The following is a 16,733-nucleotide window of genomic DNA, read 5'->3' on the forward strand; positions in this document are numbered from 1 at the left end:
TTTGAGGGCGCGCCAGGCGATGTCGCGGCGGCATAGGCCCGGTCCACGGCATAGTGCAGGCTTTCGCCCGAGGCCGTGACGTTGAGCACGCGGCCACCGGCGGCGGTGCGGCGGCCTTGGCTGTCGCGGGATGTAAAACACAGGTATACACCAACTACCCTGAGAAATCGGGACACACACCATTTAATCCTAGTTCTCATCATCAAAGAAAGTCTGCTGACGCCGATTGCCACGCTGCGTGACGTGGTGCGGGTAGCCGGGAAGGATGATGCGCGCTTGGCGAGGCATGCTCGCAAATTGGGACAAGCGCGCCACTTTTGCAGCCTATGGGCGTAGGGCGGGGCTGAAAATTGGTGTATGTCACTGTTTATTCGGGGCACGTAGGGGCGCTCGCGAGGCATCGGCTTGGCTCAAGCGGGCCTGAATGCCAAGCCCACTAATGGGTGTGTGTCCCTGTTTTTCCAAGCAGCATCGACAATTGACGTGTGTCCCGGCTTTCACACCGGTTTTCACGGATTGGGTACTCGTATCGCATAACTACCTTGTCTACCTTCCTCTAATTTAGTGCAGCTTGGGATAACAAACTCAACAAAATAGCTCTTGGGAACATCGTCATAAGAAACATAAACACTCAAAAACGCAGAAGACAGCAAGCATCCGTATTTCTTTAAATCCAAACGAACGATCGAAGACCAAGAAGTTTCAAACGAATCCCTATTTCCTTCGATCTTTAGTCCATCATCTGAAATAGAAATCTTATAATCCTCCAAATACCCTTCAATTAAGCTGAAAATATGAAAGAATCTTCCCTTAAAAAATCTAATACGAAAATGCCTATGAATAACTACAAACAAAGCAAGAGAGGCGTTGAAGGCAATAGCAACATCTGCCCACAGGCTTGCAATTTCAAAATAAATAAGCACAAGGTACAATAAAGCATTCACAATAAGGAGAGTTAATAAAAAGACCCGCCCCTCCGAGAAGCTAACAACTCTTTCAGCTATATCAGATACATAAATAGCACTTTTTTTCGATTCATAATCTGATGTAACTACAAATTCAATTGGCATCATTTTCCATTGATCCCTGGCAGTATAATTCGCATCTAGTTTAAATACGGCGTTATATGCCCAAGGCAAAACGAAATTCGGAAAAACAGGAATACACACCCTTTGTTCTGCGCCCACGCAGGGACGCTCGCAAGGCATCAGCCCGCCTCATGCCGCGGCACCCATCTTCCCGGTGATACAGCGTCCGGACAGGCTCGCGGCCTAATGCGTTTTCAGGGCGCGCCAGGCGATGTCGCGGCGGCAGAACCCGTCCGGCCAGTTGATCTGGTCAACCGCGGCATAGGCCCGGTCCACGGCATAGTGCAGGCTTTCGCCCGACGCCGTGACATTGAGCACGCGGCCACCGGCAGCGGTCCGGCGTCCCTGGTTGTCGCGGGATGTGCCGGCCTCGAAGACCTGAACGCCTTCCATCTTGTTGGCCGCGTCGACGCCTTCGATCAGCGTGCCCTTCTTGTAGTCGCCCGGATATCCCTTGGCGGCCATGACCACGGTGATGGCGGGTTCCGGGGTCCATTGCAGCGGTTCCATCTCGCCCAGCGTGCCGTCTGCAGTGGCGCGCAGATAGGGCAGGATGTCGTCCGCGATGCGGAACATCAGGACCTGGCATTCCGGATCGCCGAAACGGATGTTGAATTCGACCGTTTTGGGACCGTCCTGGGTCACCATCAGACCGGCAAACAGCACACCTTGGAAGGGGTGGCCCTCGGCGGCGAGACCCTTCGCCACCGGTTCGATGATCGTTTTCATCGCGGTTTCGATCAGGTCCGGCGTGGCGATCGGGGCCGGGGAATAGGCGCCCATACCGCCGGTATTCAGGCCGGTATCGCCTTCGCCGACGCGCTTGTGATCCTGGGCTGCGCCACAGAACAGGACATCCTCGCCATCGCACAGGGCGAAGATCGAGACTTCCTCGCCATGCATGAATTCTTCGATCACAAGGGTTTTCGAGGCCTCGCCGAACTTGCCGGACAGGAAAGCATCGATCTCCGATTCCGCTTCGGCGCGGTCCGACAGGATGACCACACCCTTGCCGGCGGCCAGACCGTCCGCCTTGAGCACATAGGGTGGCTCGAACTGGTCCAGGAAGGCTTTGGCCTCGGCGGCGTCGGAGAAGGTGCCATAGCGGGCGCTGGGGACATGGTGTCGGGCGTAGAAATCCTTGGCGAAAGCCTTGGAACCTTCCAGCCGTGCTGCACCCTTGGACGGGCCGAAGGTGGCGATGCCGGCCTGGCGCAGCTTGTCGCCCAGACCATCGCACAGCGGGTTTTCCGGTCCGACCACGACGAGGTCGATCGATTCGCGCTTGGCGAGGTCGACCAGGCCCTCCAGGTCAGAGACAGAGAGGTCGTGGCAGGTCGCCAATTCCTCGATGGCGGCGCTGCCCGGAACGGCGTGCAGGGCCGTCAGCAGGGGGCTTTGCGAAATCTTCCACACCAGCGCGTGTTCGCGCCCGCCAGACCCGACAACGAGAACCTTCATGTCACCCTCTTGAATTCGTCGGCCCTGCCTAACCCAATCCTGCGCCAATCGCGAGTCTGCCGGGCCGTTGCGGAGATGCGGGAAGCATCCTACCAGAGACAGGATGGAACAGCCTGCCGGAAACCTCCACGAATTCTCCGTGTCCGAACTGGCCGGTTCGCTCAAGCGAACGGTTGAGGATGCGTTCGGACATGTGCGTGTTCGGGGCGAGCTGGGGCGGGTCGTGGTGGCCAAGTCCGGCCATGTCTATTTCGACATCAAGGATGAGCGCGCCGTCATCGCCTCCATCGCCTGGAAAGGCACGGCTGCCCGTTTCCGCTTCCGCCCTGAAGAGGGGCTGGAAGTCATCATCGAGGGCAAGCTCTCCACCTATCCCGGCCGCTCGCAATACCAGTTGATTGTCGAGAGCATGGAACCGGCCGGCGCCGGCGCACTCATGGCGCTGCTGGAAGAGCGCAAGAAACAGTTCGCGGCTGAGGGCCTGTTCGATCCGGCGCGCAAACAGCCCATTCCCTTCCTGCCGAAAACCATTGGCGTGGTGACCTCACCAACCGGCGCCGTGATCCGCGACATCCTGCATCGCCTGCAGGATCGCTTCCCGCGCCATGTCCTGCTCTGGCCGGTCCTCGTCCAGGGCGAGAAGGCGGCTGAGCAAATCGCTGAGGCCATTCGCGGCTTCAATGCCCTGCCCGTGGACGGGCCGGTGCCGCGCCCGGACGTGTTGATCGTCGCGCGGGGCGGGGGCTCGATCGAGGACCTCTGGGGATTCAATGAGGAAATCGTTGTCCGTGCCGCCGCAGAGAGTGAGATCCCGCTGATCTCCGCGGTCGGGCACGAAACCGACACCACGCTGATCGATTATGTCTCCGACCGCCGCGCGCCGACGCCGACCGGTGCGGCTGAGATGGCGGTTCCCGTTCGTGCCGAGTTGAAGAGCGATATCGACGCTTTGGCGGCCCGCCTTGTCTCCGGCCTGTCGCGTCATATCGAGCGCCGCCGGACCGAGCTGCGCGGTGTGGTGCGGGCCCTGCCACGGCCCCAGGCCCTGCTGGACCTGAAGCGCCAGCGCTTCGACATGGTGGCGGATCGGCTGGACCCGGCCCTCCTCAACAATGCCGCGGAAAAGCGCGCGCGGCTTCTCGTGTTGGAAGCGGGTCTGAAACCGGAAGCCCTGCGGCGGGATATCCGCCAGCGCCGTGATCGCATCGCGGACCGGTCTGCGCGTCTCGGGCCCGCCCTGCAGCGCAGCGCGCGCGACCAGCGACGCCGGCTGGAAATGCTGGGAAGCCGGATCGAGGCCTTCAACTATTCCAAGATCCTGGACCGCGGCTTTGCCGTGGTGCGCGATGCCGACGGGGCCATTGTCCGTGCCGGTGCGGCACTGGCGGCCGGCAATGCTGTTGAGCTGGAATTCGCGGATGTACGTCGCAAGGCCGTGATTGATGGGACGCCATCGGATGCACAAGCTTCTGCGCCCGCGCCAACACCAGCGGCGAAGCCGCGCCCAAAACCGAAGCCCAAGGCCAAGACGCCGCCGGCCGGTCAGGGCACCCTGTTCTGACCCGGTTTTGATCAGGCGGGGCCTCCCCCTTTTTGCAGTGTCATGCTAGAGCGGCCTTATGAGCGATTTCACTTTCGACAAAGAGTTCCAGGGCGAGGCCATACTCGAGTATGGCGACAGCGATTTCATCATCCTCAAGGGTGGTGCCTATGTCACCTGCGCCGTAACGGGCGACAAGATTGGCTTGGCCGAGCTGCGCTATTGGAATGTCGATGAGCAGGAAGCCTATCGCGACGCCCAGATCGCCAAACAGCGCTGGCTCGAGCTGAACGCAGGTCCGGGCCAATGATCGCGCTTGCCCTTGCACTGGCTCTTCAGTCTGCGGGTGAAACGGCGGACCCGATTGCGGAGCTGATCGCTGCACGTGAGCCGGACATGTCCACCCTGGCGCAGGCTGAGCCGGCCGCGGCCCCTGTTGGCTGTGTGGGTCAACGCCGCGAAGGCGGTCTGCTGATCTGCCGTTATGCGCCGGGATCAGAAATCAGCCTTGGCGAATTCTCGACCACGGCGGATGCGGACGGCTACGCCATTGTCGGCATCCAGCGCGATGCCCCGGAAACGCTCAGCTTTTCTGTGCGCGCACCGGACGGAGCCGGCTTCACGCAGGAAGACTGGGCCATCGAGCAGCGCGAATACCGGCTTCAGCATGTGAATGGTGTGCCTCAGGCCACGGTGACGCCGGATGAGAGCACGCTGCCCCGCCGTCAGCGCGAATACGCGCAGAAGCGGGCGGCTCTGGCCACGCGCTGGAACGGGCAGGGCTTCCTGGACGGTTTCATCCGCCCGTCCGAAGGCATCACGACTGGAGTCTATGGCTCCGCCCGCGTCTATAATGACGGCCACCAGGGCAATCCCCACTGGGGTCTGGACTGGGCCAATGAAACCGGCACGCCGGTGATCGCGCCCGCCAGCGGCCGCATTATCCTGGCCGAGGACGACATGTATTACGAAGGCGGACTGGTCTTTCTGGATCATGGCCAGGGCCTCGTCAGCCTCTTCCTCCACATGAGTGCCGTGCATGTCAGCGAAGGCGACATGGTGGAACAGGGCGATCTGATCGGTGAGATCGGGGCCGGTGGCCGGGCCACGGGTCCGCATCTGGACTGGCGCGTGAAGATCAATGACAGCTTCTATGTCGATCCGGCCATGATGCTGGAGCTGGACCTGTCATCCCTGCAGGACTGACGGCTCAGCCCTTGTAGACGGCCTTGGCCCAGCGGCGATGCACCCAGAACCATTGTTCCGGGGCCTTGCGGATTTCGCTTTCCACCCATTGATTGATCCGCGTCACCGTCTCGACGATGGCGGCGGTCTTGTCCGGATTGGTGGAGAGTTCGATCGGTTCGTGGGCTTCCACACGGAAACGTGCACCACCCAAGCGTCGAACCGACAGGGGTTGCAGCGGGCAGCCATAGCGCATGGCCAGGCGGGTCGGCCCGGGGGCTGTCATCGCGGGATGGCCGAAGAAGGGCGCTTCCACCCCGTCATTCATCTTCTGATCGTTCATCAGCGCCACGCTCTCGCCGGCCTTGAGCGCCTGCATGAGCTGTTTGGCGCCATCGCCGCCCTTGGCGGTCAGCGTCTTCACACCATAGCCCTGGCGCATGCGGGAGATGCGCTCATCGATCAGGACATTATTGGCGGGCCGATAGGTGATGTGGCAGGGCAGGCCGGTCTGGCTGATGGCGGCCGCCGCAATCTCCCAATTGGCGCTGTGCGTGCTGATGATGACGAGGGGCTGGCCCGTGTCGCGCGCCTGTTCCAGACGTTCGCGGCCAATGAATTCAACGCGCTCATTGAATTCCGGTCCGGCAAATACGTCGAGGTGGGGCATCTCCCCGGCCAGGCGTCCGAAGTTTTCCCACATTGCGCCCAGCAGCCGGTCGATCTCGGCATCGGCGGCTTCGGGGAAACAGCGCTGCATATTGATGCGGGCGACCGTGTGGGTGGGCATGAGCGGGCCCAGCTTGCGCAGGAGGTCGCCAGCGGCATCGGAGGCCTTGTCGATCCCTTTTGCCCGGTACCAGGCGGCATAGGCGTCCCAGGCGGTGGCTTCGAGCCGCCAGCCCAGTCGGGTCAGGAAAGATGCGTTACGCTGTGCCTCGATCATGAACCGGATTTACCGGGCTTCCCCGGCGCCGTCCATGATGTCCCGCAACAGGCCGTCCAGCGCGGCGGGATTGGCGAAACGGGCTTCCACGGGCCAGGACAGGATGGCGGCGCGGGCGTCAGCGGGCAGGCGGACCCAGTCTTTCTCCGTCGTGACCAGGCGCGCATCATGGGCCTTGGCCAGCGCATTCAGCCGGTCCAGATCACCGGAGCTCCAGGGGTGATGGTCAGGAAAATCAGCGACTTCTGCCAGATCAGCGCCGGCGGCCGTCAGGGCATCGAAGAATTTCTGCGGCCGGCCGATCCCGGCAAAGGCGACCAGCTTGCCCGGCGGCGGAGGTGCGGTAGGGGCTAGCCAGGCGTGAAAGACCGGGATTTCCACCGTGTCGAGACCCAAGCCTCTGTAATCCGGGGCTGTTTCGCCATCGGGCATCATGATGACCACGGCATCGGCGCGGGCGAGGCCGGTCTTGACCGGTTCGCGCAGTGGCCCGGCGGGGAAAAGCGTGCCCGGACCCCAGCCGGCCTTGCCATCGACAACGATGATAGACGCGTCCTTGGCGAGGCTGGGATTTTGGTGGCCATCATCCATCACGATGACCGAAGCCCCTGATCCGGCAATGGCTTGACCGCCGGCGACGCGGTCGCGGCTGATCCAGGCGGGTGCCGTGCGGGCGAGGAGAAGCGGTTCATCGCCGCAATCGGCGGCGGTGTGGATATCCGGATCGACGCGGACCGGTCCGGCCAATTTTCCGCCATAACCGCGCGAGAGGGCGGCCGGTGTTTGCCCCATCTCTGCCAGTCTTTGCAGAAGAGCGAGGACAATCGGCGTCTTGCCGACACCGCCCACGGTCAGATTGCCGACGCAAATCACCGGAATGTCGAGCTTTTCCGGCACGGTCTTGCGGATGCGGCGGGCCACTGTCCAGGCATAAAGATGGCCCAGCGGGCTGAGCAGGGCCCGCACCAGCGAGCCCGATCCGCGTCCGCCATCCGTGCGCCAGAAGGCCGGTTCCCTCATGAGGTGGCCTCCGCACTGTGCAGCAAGGTCTCCAGGGCGGTCACCGTCTTGGCCATGGCCCCGCCCGAAGCGGCCGCAAGGGCTGCTTGCGAGGCGGATGGTGTGGGGCCCTGACCGGACCAGACCCGCATCACGGCGGTACTGAGATCGGTATCTGACTCAACCTCGATGCAGGCAGAATGGGCCTGGTAGGCGCTGTAGAGGTCATCAAAACTGGATCGGAACGGTCCTGTGATGACACCGGAACCGGCCTGGCTGGCTTCGACCGGGTTATGGCCGCCAATTCCCGGGATCAGACTGCCGGCGATCAGTGAGGCCGGAGCGAGGGAAAACCAGATCGCCATCTCGCCCAGCGTGTCGGTCAGCCAGACTTGTTTGTCCGGCGTCGGCGCGGAGGCATCCTCGGAGCGCTGCAAGACGGAGAGGCCGCGCTCTTCGATCTGGCGGCGGATTTTCCCGGCGCGTTCCGGATGGCGCGGGGCGAGGATGAGGAGGGCGCCGGGCGATTGCTCCAGCAGTTTCGCGTGGGCGGCCAGTACGATCTCGTCCTCACCGGGATGGGTGGAGGCGGCGAGCCAGACCGGGCGGCCATCGAGGGCGGAGCGGAACCCGTCCAGGACTTGCGGGTCCGGCGGGGCGAGGCGGGCTTCCAGTTTCAGATTGCCGGCCAGGGTGACGTGATAGCCGGTCAGGTCTTCCAGCCCGTCGCGGGTGCGCGTGTCGGCGGCACCGATCCAGGCAAACTGGCCCAGCAGCCAGCGGGCCGTGTCGGGACGGCGGCGCCAGGACTGGATGGAGCGCTCATTCATCCGCGCATTGATCAGGGCCAGCGGCGTGCCGCGGCGCGAGGTCTCGATGATCAGATTGGGCCAGAGCTCGCTTTCGGCGAACACGGCGAGATCGGGCTGCCAGTGTTGCAGGAAACGGCGCACGGCGGCCGGTGTGTCGACCGGAATGAATTGGTGGAAGGCGCGCTCGGGCAGGCGGTTGGCCAGCATGCGGGCGGAGGTCAGTGTTCCCGTGGTGACGAGAAAGGAGAGGTCCTCATGCCGCGCCGCCAGCGTGTCGACCAGGCTGGCCAGAACGAGGCTCTCCCCGACACTGGCCCCGTGCAGCCAGATCAGCCCGCCCTCGGGACGGGGCCGGGAGGCCAGTCCGAGGCGTTCGCCGCGGCGGTCCGGGTCTTCCTTGCCCTTGCGGGCGCGATTGTTCAGCAGGGCAGGGGCGACGGGCGCGGCCAGGCGGGTCAGGCCACGATACCAGGACAATGCCGGGGGCAGGCTCACGCGGCGTCCCCGGGCGCGTCCGGCCCGGTGCCGGGGCGAAGGCGCTCATCCGGCTGCATGACAGGGCCGCCAACGGCTTCGTCGGCTTCTCGTGTGATCCGGTTCAGTTCCGCCTCGAGCTGGGCGCGAGCGGCTTCCAGGTCTTCCTGACTGGCATCGGGCGCAACATGGATGGGGTTGCCCCAGACGATGACGCCACGGGTGAAGAAATGGGGCAGGCAATGCTTGTCCCAGGCCTTTTCTAGAACCCATTTGCCCTTGGCTGACCAGGTGAAGGGCAGGATCGGCACGCCGGTATCCCGGGCCATGCGCACAGCCCCGAAGCCGGCGCGCATGCGCGGGCCGCGCGGGCCGTCCGGCGTGACGGCGCCACAGCCCCCGCTTTCCAGGTGACGCAGCATGGCGCGATAGGCCGCTTCCCCGCCCTTGGTCTTTTCCGGCTTGCCGGGATTGCGCGAGGAACCGCGCACCACACCCACCTTGTACCAGCGGGCGAAACGGGAACCGATTTCGCCCTCGCGGGACCGCGAGGCGAGGGCCACCATCCGGTCATATTGGCGATGCCAGCCCTGGATCGCCATCAACACGCGGCCATGCCAGACGCAGCCGATGATGGGAAGCTTGTTGGCCCACACGGACTGGACGTATTCGCCATTGCGCACTTCCCAACGGATGGAGCGGCGCACCCCCTCGATGTAGAGAAGGACGAGGAAGGCGACGACTTCCTGGGCCCAGGGCCGCGAGAGCAGGCGTTTCAACATGAATGATAGCTCGCCTCCACAGGCAAAAAGGTCAAGCATGGGGCGCGGTTGCTTTGAAAGCGCCGTCGGCCTAAATGCGCGGTCGGAACGGAAAGATGACGATGCCCTACGACCTGAACGACCCCAAAGACCGTGAACGCGCCTGGCAGGATTTCCTGTGGAAGGACCACGGCATCCTGCGCCAGAAATTCCACAATCTGCATGAAGTGGGCGGCGGCATGTGGCGGTCGAACCAGCCGTCGCCGCAACGGCTGGAAGCGTTGGCCGAGCAGGGCTTCAAGACGATCCTGAACATTCGCGGCACCCAGCCGGGGGTTTGCTATTACGACCTGGAAAAGGATGCCTGCGAACGCCTGGGCCTCGTCATGATCGACATGCCTTTCGGTTCCCGCGAGGCGCCCTATGTCGATCGCATGCAGCGGGCCGTGAAGATTTTCGACGAGATCGCCTATCCCGCCCTGATCCACTGCAAGTCGGGCGCGGACCGGGCCGGCATCATCTCCGTCCTCTTTGCCCTGACCAAGCTGGGCCTGCCCTATGAGGAGGCGATCCAGCACCTCTCCCTGAAGTATCTGCACGTGAAGGCCGGCAAGACCGGTGTGCTGGATCACTTCTTCGAGACCTACCGCCAGTACAATGAAACCACGCCGATCGGATTCATGGACTGGGTGGAGACGGTTTATGACCGTGAGGTGGTCCAATCCTCCTTCATGGCGAGCTGGTGGGGCAGCTTCCTGACGGAGCGCGTGCTGCGCAGGGAGTAGCGTGACGCTGATTCTTTATGAGCAGTGAATCCGCGGGGATTCATCAGATATGACGACTCTGTCCACAGCTTTGCGGCACATTAAGACCCGTTAACCACGTTGGGAGACCGGAAGGGCCGGTCGAGCGCTGGAGGGGCAAATGCCGGATCTCGCCATACGAGCGGATGTAACTCAGGATCGGTTGAACCGTCTGAATTTTTTGTTGTCTCGTGAGTGTGGTCCCGCCTTTCTTCAGGCCTTCGTGAAAAACACGGCCGAGATTTTTGCGGCGGACAGCGTCTTCATCGCCCGGATCGACGCCACCAATAGCCGCATGCGGACCCTGCGTGTGGCCTCCAATGGCGTGATCTCGGAAAACTACGGCTATGAGCTGCGCGGCACGCCCTGTGGCGAGACCATCGAAAGCGGCGCCACCATCTATGAATCCAATCTGTCCGCCCGCTTCTCCAAGGATTTCATCCTCTCCGAAGCCGGTGTGGAAGCCTATGTCGGCCTTCCCCTGTTCAATGGCGCCCAGACGGTCGGCATCATCGCCGCCACTTTCAACCGCCCGATCGATATCGGCGATGAATTGCTGGGCGTGTTCAACCATTACCGCCGCCGCCTGACCGGTGAAATCCTGACGCTGGAATCCGGCGACCGGGCCGCCCTGGCGATCAAGGGCACATCGGATGGCATCATCGACTGGTGCCTGGAAACCGACCAGATCTATGTCTCGCCCCGCGGCCGGGAATTGCTGGGTTATCAGGCCCGGGAATTCACCGCGCCTTCCTCGCACTTCCTCGCCCTGATCCATGAAGACGACAAGGCGCGCTTTTCCTCGGCCCTGGCCACGCATTTCAAGACCGGGCGCCCGCTCGACCTGACAGCGCGCCTGCGCATTGTCGGCGGCCATCACCGCTGGTTCCGCCTGCGCGCCGAAGCCGTGCGCTCTCCCGATGGCGAAGCGACGCGGGTCGTGGGCGCACTGACCGATATCCATGACCTGGTCGAGGCGCGCCAGCAGGCTACCGAGGCCAGCCGCGCAAAATCCAAATTCCTGGCCACGATGAGCCATGAGGTCCGCACGCCGCTCAACGGGGTGCTGGGGATGTCCAGCCTGCTGCAGGCGACCGAATTGGAGGACTCCCAGCGCGAAATGGTCGAGCTGATCGAAGCGTCGGGCAAAGCCCTGCTGGATATCCTCAACGACATTCTGGACCTGGCGAATGTGGAATCCGGCCGGTTCGAGATCGAGGCGGGCGAATACAATCCGTCAGACGTCGTGCGCACCGTGGCGGGCCCCTATCGCATGAAGGCGATCGAGAAGGGGCTGCAATTCCATATCGAGGTCGACCCCTGCGCCGACATGACCGCCCATGGTGATCCGATGCGGGTGCGTCAGATCCTCTCCAATCTTCTGTCCAATGCCGTGAAGTTCACGGACAAGGGCAGTGTCCGGATCCGCTGTCTGGCGCGCCAGATGGATGATGGCAACCGGGCCCTGGTGTTTGAAGTATCCGATACCGGGATCGGCATGGATGGCGACATGATCGCCAAGGCCTTCATGCCCTTCAGTCAGGCCGAAGCCGTGCTGCAGCGCAAATGTGGCGGGACCGGGCTGGGCCTGGCCCTGGCCCAGAAACTGGCTGAGCTGATGGGCGGTTCGATCAGTGTGGAAAGTGCGCCGGGTGCCGGTGCGATCTTCACGGTCAATCTGCCAGCCGATGCCCGCGCGGCGGACATTGCCGCTGAATAATCAGCCCTCTTCGCCGAACTGCATGCGGCACAGGCGGGCATAGAGGCCGTCTTCTGCCACCAGATCGTCATGGCGGCCCTGTTCGGCGATCTGGCCGTTTTCCAGCACATAGATCCAGTCGGCATTGCGCACGGTGGAAAGCCGGTGCGCGATGACCAGGCAGGTGCGGCCTTCTGACAGATGTTCCAGCGCTTCCTGGACGCGGCGTTCGCTCTCCGTGTCAAGCGCGGAGGTCGCCTCGTCGAGCAGGAGGATGGGGGCGTTCTTCAGGATCGCCCGGGCAATGGACAGACGCTGGCGCTGGCCGCCGGACAGATTGCTGCCGCGCGGTCCAACGGGCGCATCATAGCCGCCGGGCAGTTTGGTGATGAAATCATGGGCATCGGCCGCCTTGGCCGCGGCGATGATCGCCGCCTCGTCCGCGTCCAGATCCCCGAAGCCGATATTGGCGCGCACCGTGTCGTCGAACAGGGTGACGTCCTGGCTGACCAGGGCCATGGCCCGGCGCAGGGAGGGAAGGGAGACGCCGCGAATGTCCTGGCCGTCAATCGAGACCGTCCCGTTCTGCGGGTCATAGAGGCGCGGCAGGAGGTTGAGGATGGTGGACTTGCCCGAGCCGGACGGGCCGACCAGGGCGACAGTCTGGCCCGGCTCGACTGTGAGGGACACGCTTTCCAGCGCGGCCGTTCCGTCCGGATAGGCGAAGCCGACCTGGTCGAAGGCCACCGCGCCGTTTTCCACCTTCAGCTCGGGCGCATCGAGTGCTGTGGTGATCGTCTCCGGCTCGTCGAGTACGGCAAAGACGCGTTCCAGAACGGCAAAGCCTTCCTGGACGACAGCATTCAGCGTGCCGATTGCGCGGATGGGCGAGGCGAGCAGGGCGACACCGGTCAGCACGCCCATCAGATCGCCGATCGAGCTTTCGCCCTGCATCAGGCGCCAGCCGGCGACCAGGATGAGGATGGAGAGCGCCAGTCCGCCCACGGCTTCCAGGATCGGGTCGACGCGGGCCTTGTTCTCGGCGATGCGGAACAGGAAGGCGAAGCGGTCGGCAAAGGCCTTGCCGGCGCGCTGGGTCTCGAAATCCTCCAGCCCGTAGGTCTTCACCATGCGCGTGCCGGAGAAGCTCTCCTCCAGCTGGCTGGTCACTTCGCCCATCTGGGATTGGGCCTTGTTGGACGTCTTGCGCAGACGCTGGCCGATCCGGATCACGGGCCAGGCGGCGACCGGATAGACGACCAGGATGAGCAAGGTCAGCATCCAGTCCAGCCACAGCATCCAGCCAATCGTGGCGATCACCTGCAGGATGTCACGCAGGAGATTATTGGTCAGGCGGATCAGGGTCTCACGCAGCAGCGTGATGTCATTGGTGAAACGCGAGACCAGGGAACCGACCGGCTCGTTCTGCAGACGGGTGAAGTCGGAGCGGACCAGTTTCGCGAACATCGCGTTCTGCAGGTCCTGCATCACCGTCAGGGCAAGCCGGTTGGTCTGGACGGTCTGGAGATAGAGGCTGGCCGAGCGCAGCAGGGCCAGGCCGACAATCGCCAGCGGGCCGATCCAGTCCAGTCCTTCCACGCCGGCTTCCAGCGTGTCGAACACATGTCCGACCACACCCACATAGGAGGCGGCAGCCCCCGCTGTCACGGCAGAGAGCAGGACGGCGAGGCCGACCAGGCCGCGATGCCGGGAGAGGCCGTCGCGCCAGAGCCGGCGGCCGAGCTGGGCCGTGGAGGAAGGCGTGGTCGAACTCAGGAGACTGGCCTAGTGCTTGTCCGCGGACGGATCGAGCAGTTTGTGCGCGTGGATGATGAAATAGCGCATATGGGCATTGTCGACAGTGCGCTGGGCAGCGTTCTTCCAGGCCTTGCGGGCATCTTCATACGTGCCGTAAGCGCCGACGAAATCGACGGCCTTGAGATCCTTGAATTCGCAATTGGTCGGGTCGACACAGACCAGTTCGCCGCCAATGACGAGGTGGAGGAGCTGGTTGTTGATATGGGTCGTGGTATCGGTCATGTCAGTTTTCCTGCGGCAGGGGGCGATGGTCACAGACCACCGACGGAAATCGCGTCAACGCATACGCTGGGAGCGTTAACGGCGCCTCTAAACTCCAGATCGCTCGCCGGGACAAGTTTTGCAAAAATATCGAGCAGGTTTCCGGCCACGGTGATCTCGCTCACGGGATGGTCGATCTGTCCGCCCGTGATGCGATAGCCCGATACGCCCACCGACCAGTCACCCGTATTGGCGTTCAGCGACGGACCGAACATTTCGGAGACCAGCAGGCCTTCGCCGATGCCGGCGATCAGATCGTCACGGCTGGCAGAACCAGCGGCCAGGTGGAGATTGGTCGGGCCGGCGCCCGGAGGTCCGCCCATATTGCGGCGCGCATGGCCGGTCGGGTCCAGCTTGAGCTGGCGTGCCGCGGCGGAGTTGAGGAACCAGGTTGTCAGATGCCCGTCGGAGATGATCTCACGGGCCTGGTTGACCGTGCCTTCCCCGTCGAACGGGCAGGAGGCATGGCCCCAACCCCGGTGCGGGTCGTCCAGGATGGTTATGCCGTCGGCGAAGATTTTCTCGCCCATCTTCTCGCGCAGGAAGGACACGCCCCGGGCCACGGCCGGGCCGGAAATGGCGCTGCACAGCGCGCTCAAAAAGGCGGTCGAGACACGGCGGTCGAACAGGACGGGCATGGTGCCGCTGGCGATTTTCTGCGGGCCGACCCGGCGGGCCGTGCGTTCACCAGCTTCCGTGCCGATCTCCTCGATGGATTTCAGGTCGGAGACGCGGCGGGCGCTGGTCGCGGCATAGTCGCGCTCCATGGCGCCATTCTTTTCGGCGATGACACTGGCGCCATAGCTGAACTGGCTCTTGCGCCAGCCGGCATTGAAACCGGTCGAAGTGGCATAGGCGGCTGCGCCCTGGCCATAACCGGCAAAGGCGGTGTCCGTCATCGTCACGCCTTCAATGGCGCGGGCGGCTTTCTCCACGGCGACCGCCCGGCTCTCCAGCTCTTCCGGGCTCCACTCCACCGCCTCGAACAGGTTGAGCGCGGGCGGGTCCTGGCACAGGCGTTCCGGCTCGGCGAGGGCGGAATAGGGATCCTCCGGCGCGGCCTTGGCCATGGCGACGGCGCGCTCGATGGTGAATTGGCGGCCCTGGTCGGAAAGGTCGGAGAAGGCGACCCCGGCCTGGCGCTGACCGACAAAGACGCGGACACCCGCATCCAGGCTTTCGGAGCGTTCGATATCCTCCAGCTGGCCATCCCGCACGGACAGCTCGGTCTGGCGGGATTCACCGACAGAGGCTTCGGCGGCATCGGCACCGGCCTTGATGGCGCGCTGGATCAGGTCGCCGGCAATTTCCTGCAGGCGGGCGGAATCGGGAGCGGACTGGGCTTGGGTCATGGTCTCGCTATAGCGCTGGGGCCCGCTGGGGGGCAATTGCTCAGGTGAAGGCGTGGCCGATCAGAAGCAGTGCGCTGACCAGCAGCATCAGCCAGGTCAGGCCGGTTCCGGTGATGCGGCCCAGGCTCGGTCCCGGCTTGGACAGGAGGCCATAGCTGTAGAAGCCGCGTCCGAAGGTGAGGGCGAAGCCGAGGGCGTGGACCCAGATCGGGCCGTAACCGATCGTCACCAGCAGCCAGAGGCAGATCAGGCCGAGGGCGACATTCTCGATCCCGTTGGCATGGGCGCGCACGGCGCGTTCCAGCAGATCATTGGATCCGGTGCCCAGGCTGACCTTGTCGCGGCGTCGGATGCGCGAAACATTCAGGGCCAGTCCGATCAGGAGCAGCGTGTTGAGGCCGGCATAGAGCGCCAGGGCTTGGAGTGCAGTCATGATATCCCCTTTCGCGGGTCGATGATCAGTCGTCCTCGTCGTCCGCGGCGGCGGGTTCCTTGACCGCCTGGCGGATCGCATCGGCCAGCATGGCCGGTTCCTGGGCGCCGGACACGGCAAAGCGTCCGTTGAAAATATAGGTCGGAACGCCGGAAACGCCGAGTTTGCGGAAGAAGACCTCTTCCTCCCACACGGCTTTCTCGTCGCGATCCGTGGCCAGCAGGTCGGCGATGATCGCCGTGTCGAGGCCCGCCGCGCCGGCGATCTCGGTCAGCACGTCAATGTCTCCGATATCGCGGCTGTCCTGGAAAAAGGCCTGGAACAGCCCCTCCGCCACGGCGTTGGCCTTGCCCTGGCCATTGGCCCATTTCATCACCCGGTGGGCGTTGAGCGTGTTGGGGCGGATCTTGATGGCGTCGAAATTGAAGCGGATGCCGGCACCCGGTGCCGCCTCTTCCAGATAGGCGCGCATCTGTTTCCAGCGCTCGGTCGCCTCGCCGGAGAATTTGGCTTTCATATAGTCGGCATAGGGCTGGCCGCCGCGCGCAATGGTCGGGTCCAGCTGGTAGGGCCGCCAGACCGTCTCCACCTTGACCTCGGGCACCTGGGCCACGGCCTGGTCCCAATTGCGTTTGCCCAGCCAGCACCAGGGGCAGACCAGGTCAGCGACGATATCGACGGAAATCTTCTCGGACATGGGCCTCAGTTAGGCCCATTCGGGTGCAAAAGCGAGGGGGGAAAGCGACAGGGTCGGTGGCCGGATCGTCATCCCCCATGCCGCACAACACGCCAATGGAGACATCGACAGGGGGATGACGCCCACCGGCCATCCACCGACCGAGAGCGGGCTGCTAGACCTTGATGTCCAGCAGGCGGTTCGTCATGTCGTTCACCGTCTGGATGACGGCCGCCGAAGCTGCATGGGTCTTCTCGGCGCGAATGACGGCAACGGCCGGTTGGATGATATCCTGGCCCTGCGCGGCATTGCGCACCATTTCCGCACCGGCCTCGTGAGCCCGGTTTTGCGCGGCAATCATGCTGTTCGCGGCGGTATTGAAAGCGACATTCATGGGGAGAATGTACCGTGCGGACGTTGGTAGC

General features: G+C 63.5%; 17 protein-coding genes and 1 pseudogene. 5 read left to right on the forward strand and 13 right to left on the reverse strand.

What is annotated here, in order from left to right; all coding sequences use genetic code 11:
- Positions 1–192 precede the first annotated feature (192 nt).
- The 3 genes and pseudogenes from I0K07_RS16090 to purD form a co-directional block, all read right to left on the reverse strand.
- Positions 193–288 (reverse strand): annotated as a pseudogene (locus I0K07_RS16090) (REP-associated tyrosine transposase); the annotation flags it as partial.
- 221 nt (positions 289–509) lie between these two features.
- Positions 510–1,187: a hypothetical protein gene (locus I0K07_RS09565; RefSeq protein WP_203292778.1), complete on the reverse strand. Its 678-nt coding sequence runs from the start codon at positions 1,185–1,187 to the stop codon at positions 510–512.
- A gap of 84 nt (positions 1,188–1,271) precedes the next feature.
- Positions 1,272–2,549 (reverse strand): phosphoribosylamine--glycine ligase, encoded by a 1,278-nt coding sequence (gene purD, locus I0K07_RS09570; RefSeq protein WP_203292780.1) that lies wholly within the window; start codon positions 2,547–2,549, stop codon positions 1,272–1,274.
- Between the two features lie 103 nt (positions 2,550–2,652).
- On the opposite strand from purD, the gene xseA reads away from it, so the two are divergent.
- From xseA to I0K07_RS09585, 3 genes are read left to right on the forward strand one after another with little or no spacing between them, the layout of a single operon-like run.
- On the forward strand, positions 2,653–4,110 hold the full coding sequence (gene xseA / locus I0K07_RS09575) for an exodeoxyribonuclease VII large subunit (protein WP_203292783.1): 1,458 nt from the start codon (positions 2,653–2,655) through the stop codon (positions 4,108–4,110).
- 58 nt (positions 4,111–4,168) lie between these two features.
- On the forward strand, positions 4,169–4,399 hold the full coding sequence (locus tag I0K07_RS09580) for a DUF2093 domain-containing protein (RefSeq protein ID WP_203292785.1): 231 nt from the start codon (positions 4,169–4,171) through the stop codon (positions 4,397–4,399).
- Positions 4,396–5,295, forward strand: a complete 900-nt coding sequence (locus tag I0K07_RS09585; RefSeq protein ID WP_203292787.1) for a M23 family metallopeptidase — start codon at positions 4,396–4,398, stop codon at positions 5,293–5,295. The genes I0K07_RS09580 and I0K07_RS09585 overlap by 4 nt, the downstream gene beginning before the upstream one ends.
- A 4-nt stretch (positions 5,296–5,299) precedes the next feature.
- Here I0K07_RS09585 and I0K07_RS09590 read toward each other — a convergent pair whose 3' ends face one another.
- Genes I0K07_RS09590 through I0K07_RS09605 form a run of 4 tightly spaced genes read right to left on the reverse strand, consistent with a single transcriptional unit; the run spans position 5,300 to position 9,287 of the window.
- Complete coding sequence (locus I0K07_RS09590) at positions 5,300–6,220, reverse strand: lysophospholipid acyltransferase family protein (protein WP_203292789.1); 921 nt, start codon at positions 6,218–6,220, stop codon at positions 5,300–5,302.
- 9 nt (positions 6,221–6,229) lie between these two features.
- Entirely contained in the window at positions 6,230–7,240 is a 1,011-nt protein-coding gene (gene lpxK, locus I0K07_RS09595) for a tetraacyldisaccharide 4'-kinase (RefSeq protein ID WP_203292791.1), read from the reverse strand.
- Complete coding sequence (locus I0K07_RS09600; RefSeq protein WP_203292793.1) at positions 7,237–8,526, reverse strand: glycosyltransferase N-terminal domain-containing protein; 1,290 nt, start codon at positions 8,524–8,526, stop codon at positions 7,237–7,239. Before I0K07_RS09600 ends, lpxK begins: the two co-directional genes overlap by 4 nt.
- A complete protein-coding gene (locus I0K07_RS09605; RefSeq protein ID WP_203292795.1) occupies positions 8,523–9,287 on the reverse strand; it encodes a lysophospholipid acyltransferase family protein in 765 nt (254 codons plus the stop codon). Before I0K07_RS09605 ends, I0K07_RS09600 begins: the two co-directional genes overlap by 4 nt.
- Before the next feature lie 95 nt (positions 9,288–9,382).
- On the opposite strand from I0K07_RS09605, the gene I0K07_RS09610 reads away from it, so the two are divergent.
- Together I0K07_RS09610 and I0K07_RS09615 are read left to right on the forward strand one after the other, a co-directional pair.
- On the forward strand, positions 9,383–10,051 hold the full coding sequence (locus I0K07_RS09610) for a fused DSP-PTPase phosphatase/NAD kinase-like protein (RefSeq protein WP_238934746.1): 669 nt from the start codon (positions 9,383–9,385) through the stop codon (positions 10,049–10,051).
- A gap of 139 nt (positions 10,052–10,190) precedes the next feature.
- Complete coding sequence (locus I0K07_RS09615; RefSeq protein WP_338041053.1) at positions 10,191–11,789, forward strand: sensor histidine kinase; 1,599 nt, start codon at positions 10,191–10,193, stop codon at positions 11,787–11,789.
- On the opposite strand, the gene I0K07_RS09620 is transcribed toward I0K07_RS09615, so the two are convergent.
- From I0K07_RS09620 to I0K07_RS09645, 6 genes are all read right to left on the reverse strand, one after another.
- Positions 11,790–13,544: an ABC transporter ATP-binding protein gene (locus I0K07_RS09620; protein WP_203293311.1), complete on the reverse strand. Its 1,755-nt coding sequence runs from the start codon at positions 13,542–13,544 to the stop codon at positions 11,790–11,792.
- Between the two features lie 9 nt (positions 13,545–13,553).
- Positions 13,554–13,808 carry a DUF4170 domain-containing protein gene (locus tag I0K07_RS09625; RefSeq protein WP_203292798.1) on the reverse strand — a complete coding sequence of 85 codons (255 nt, stop codon included), beginning with the start codon at positions 13,806–13,808 and terminating at the stop codon, positions 13,554–13,556.
- A gap of 29 nt (positions 13,809–13,837) precedes the next feature.
- Entirely contained in the window at positions 13,838–15,199 is a 1,362-nt protein-coding gene (locus I0K07_RS09630; RefSeq protein ID WP_203292800.1) for a TldD/PmbA family protein, read from the reverse strand.
- 40 nt (positions 15,200–15,239) lie between these two features.
- A complete protein-coding gene (locus tag I0K07_RS09635) occupies positions 15,240–15,632 on the reverse strand; it encodes an MAPEG family protein (protein WP_203292802.1) in 393 nt (130 codons plus the stop codon).
- Positions 15,633–15,657: 25 nt separating this feature from the next.
- A complete protein-coding gene (locus tag I0K07_RS09640; RefSeq protein WP_203292804.1) occupies positions 15,658–16,329 on the reverse strand; it encodes a DsbA family oxidoreductase in 672 nt (223 codons plus the stop codon).
- 154 nt (positions 16,330–16,483) lie between these two features.
- Entirely contained in the window at positions 16,484–16,702 is a 219-nt protein-coding gene (locus I0K07_RS09645; protein ID WP_203292806.1) for a hypothetical protein, read from the reverse strand.
- Positions 16,703–16,733: the final 31 nt, after the last annotated feature.

The sequence above is a fragment of the Maricaulis parjimensis genome (genome assembly GCF_016817355.1).
Taxonomy (GTDB): domain Bacteria; phylum Pseudomonadota; class Alphaproteobacteria; order Caulobacterales; family Maricaulaceae; genus Maricaulis; species Maricaulis parjimensis.

What these genes read in the sequence shown, in the direction of transcription:
- purD (WP_203292780.1), bottom strand. Translation starts at nt 2,549, where the DNA reads ATGAAGGTTCTCGTTGTCGGGTCTGGCGGGCGCGAACACGCGCTGGTG.
- xseA (WP_203292783.1), top strand. Translation starts at nt 2,653, where the DNA reads ATGGAACAGCCTGCCGGAAACCTCCACGAATTCTCCGTGTCCGAACTG.
- I0K07_RS09580 (WP_203292785.1), top strand. Translation starts at nt 4,169, where the DNA reads ATGAGCGATTTCACTTTCGACAAAGAGTTCCAGGGCGAGGCCATACTC.
- I0K07_RS09585 (WP_203292787.1), top strand. Translation starts at nt 4,396, where the DNA reads ATGATCGCGCTTGCCCTTGCACTGGCTCTTCAGTCTGCGGGTGAAACG.
- I0K07_RS09590 (WP_203292789.1), bottom strand. Translation starts at nt 6,220, where the DNA reads ATGATCGAGGCACAGCGTAACGCATCTTTCCTGACCCGACTGGGCTGG.
- lpxK (WP_203292791.1), bottom strand. Translation starts at nt 7,240, where the DNA reads ATGAGGGAACCGGCCTTCTGGCGCACGGATGGCGGACGCGGATCGGGC.
- I0K07_RS09605 (WP_203292795.1), bottom strand. Translation starts at nt 9,287, where the DNA reads ATGTTGAAACGCCTGCTCTCGCGGCCCTGGGCCCAGGAAGTCGTCGCC.
- I0K07_RS09610 (WP_238934746.1), top strand. Translation starts at nt 9,383, where the DNA reads ATGACGATGCCCTACGACCTGAACGACCCCAAAGACCGTGAACGCGCC.
- I0K07_RS09615 (WP_338041053.1), top strand. Translation starts at nt 10,191, where the DNA reads ATGCCGGATCTCGCCATACGAGCGGATGTAACTCAGGATCGGTTGAAC.
- I0K07_RS09625 (WP_203292798.1), bottom strand. Translation starts at nt 13,808, where the DNA reads ATGACCGATACCACGACCCATATCAACAACCAGCTCCTCCACCTCGTC.
- I0K07_RS09630 (WP_203292800.1), bottom strand. Translation starts at nt 15,199, where the DNA reads ATGACCCAAGCCCAGTCCGCTCCCGATTCCGCCCGCCTGCAGGAAATT.
- I0K07_RS09635 (WP_203292802.1), bottom strand. Translation starts at nt 15,632, where the DNA reads ATGACTGCACTCCAAGCCCTGGCGCTCTATGCCGGCCTCAACACGCTG.
- I0K07_RS09640 (WP_203292804.1), bottom strand. Translation starts at nt 16,329, where the DNA reads ATGTCCGAGAAGATTTCCGTCGATATCGTCGCTGACCTGGTCTGCCCC.
- I0K07_RS09645 (WP_203292806.1), bottom strand. Translation starts at nt 16,702, where the DNA reads ATGAATGTCGCTTTCAATACCGCCGCGAACAGCATGATTGCCGCGCAA.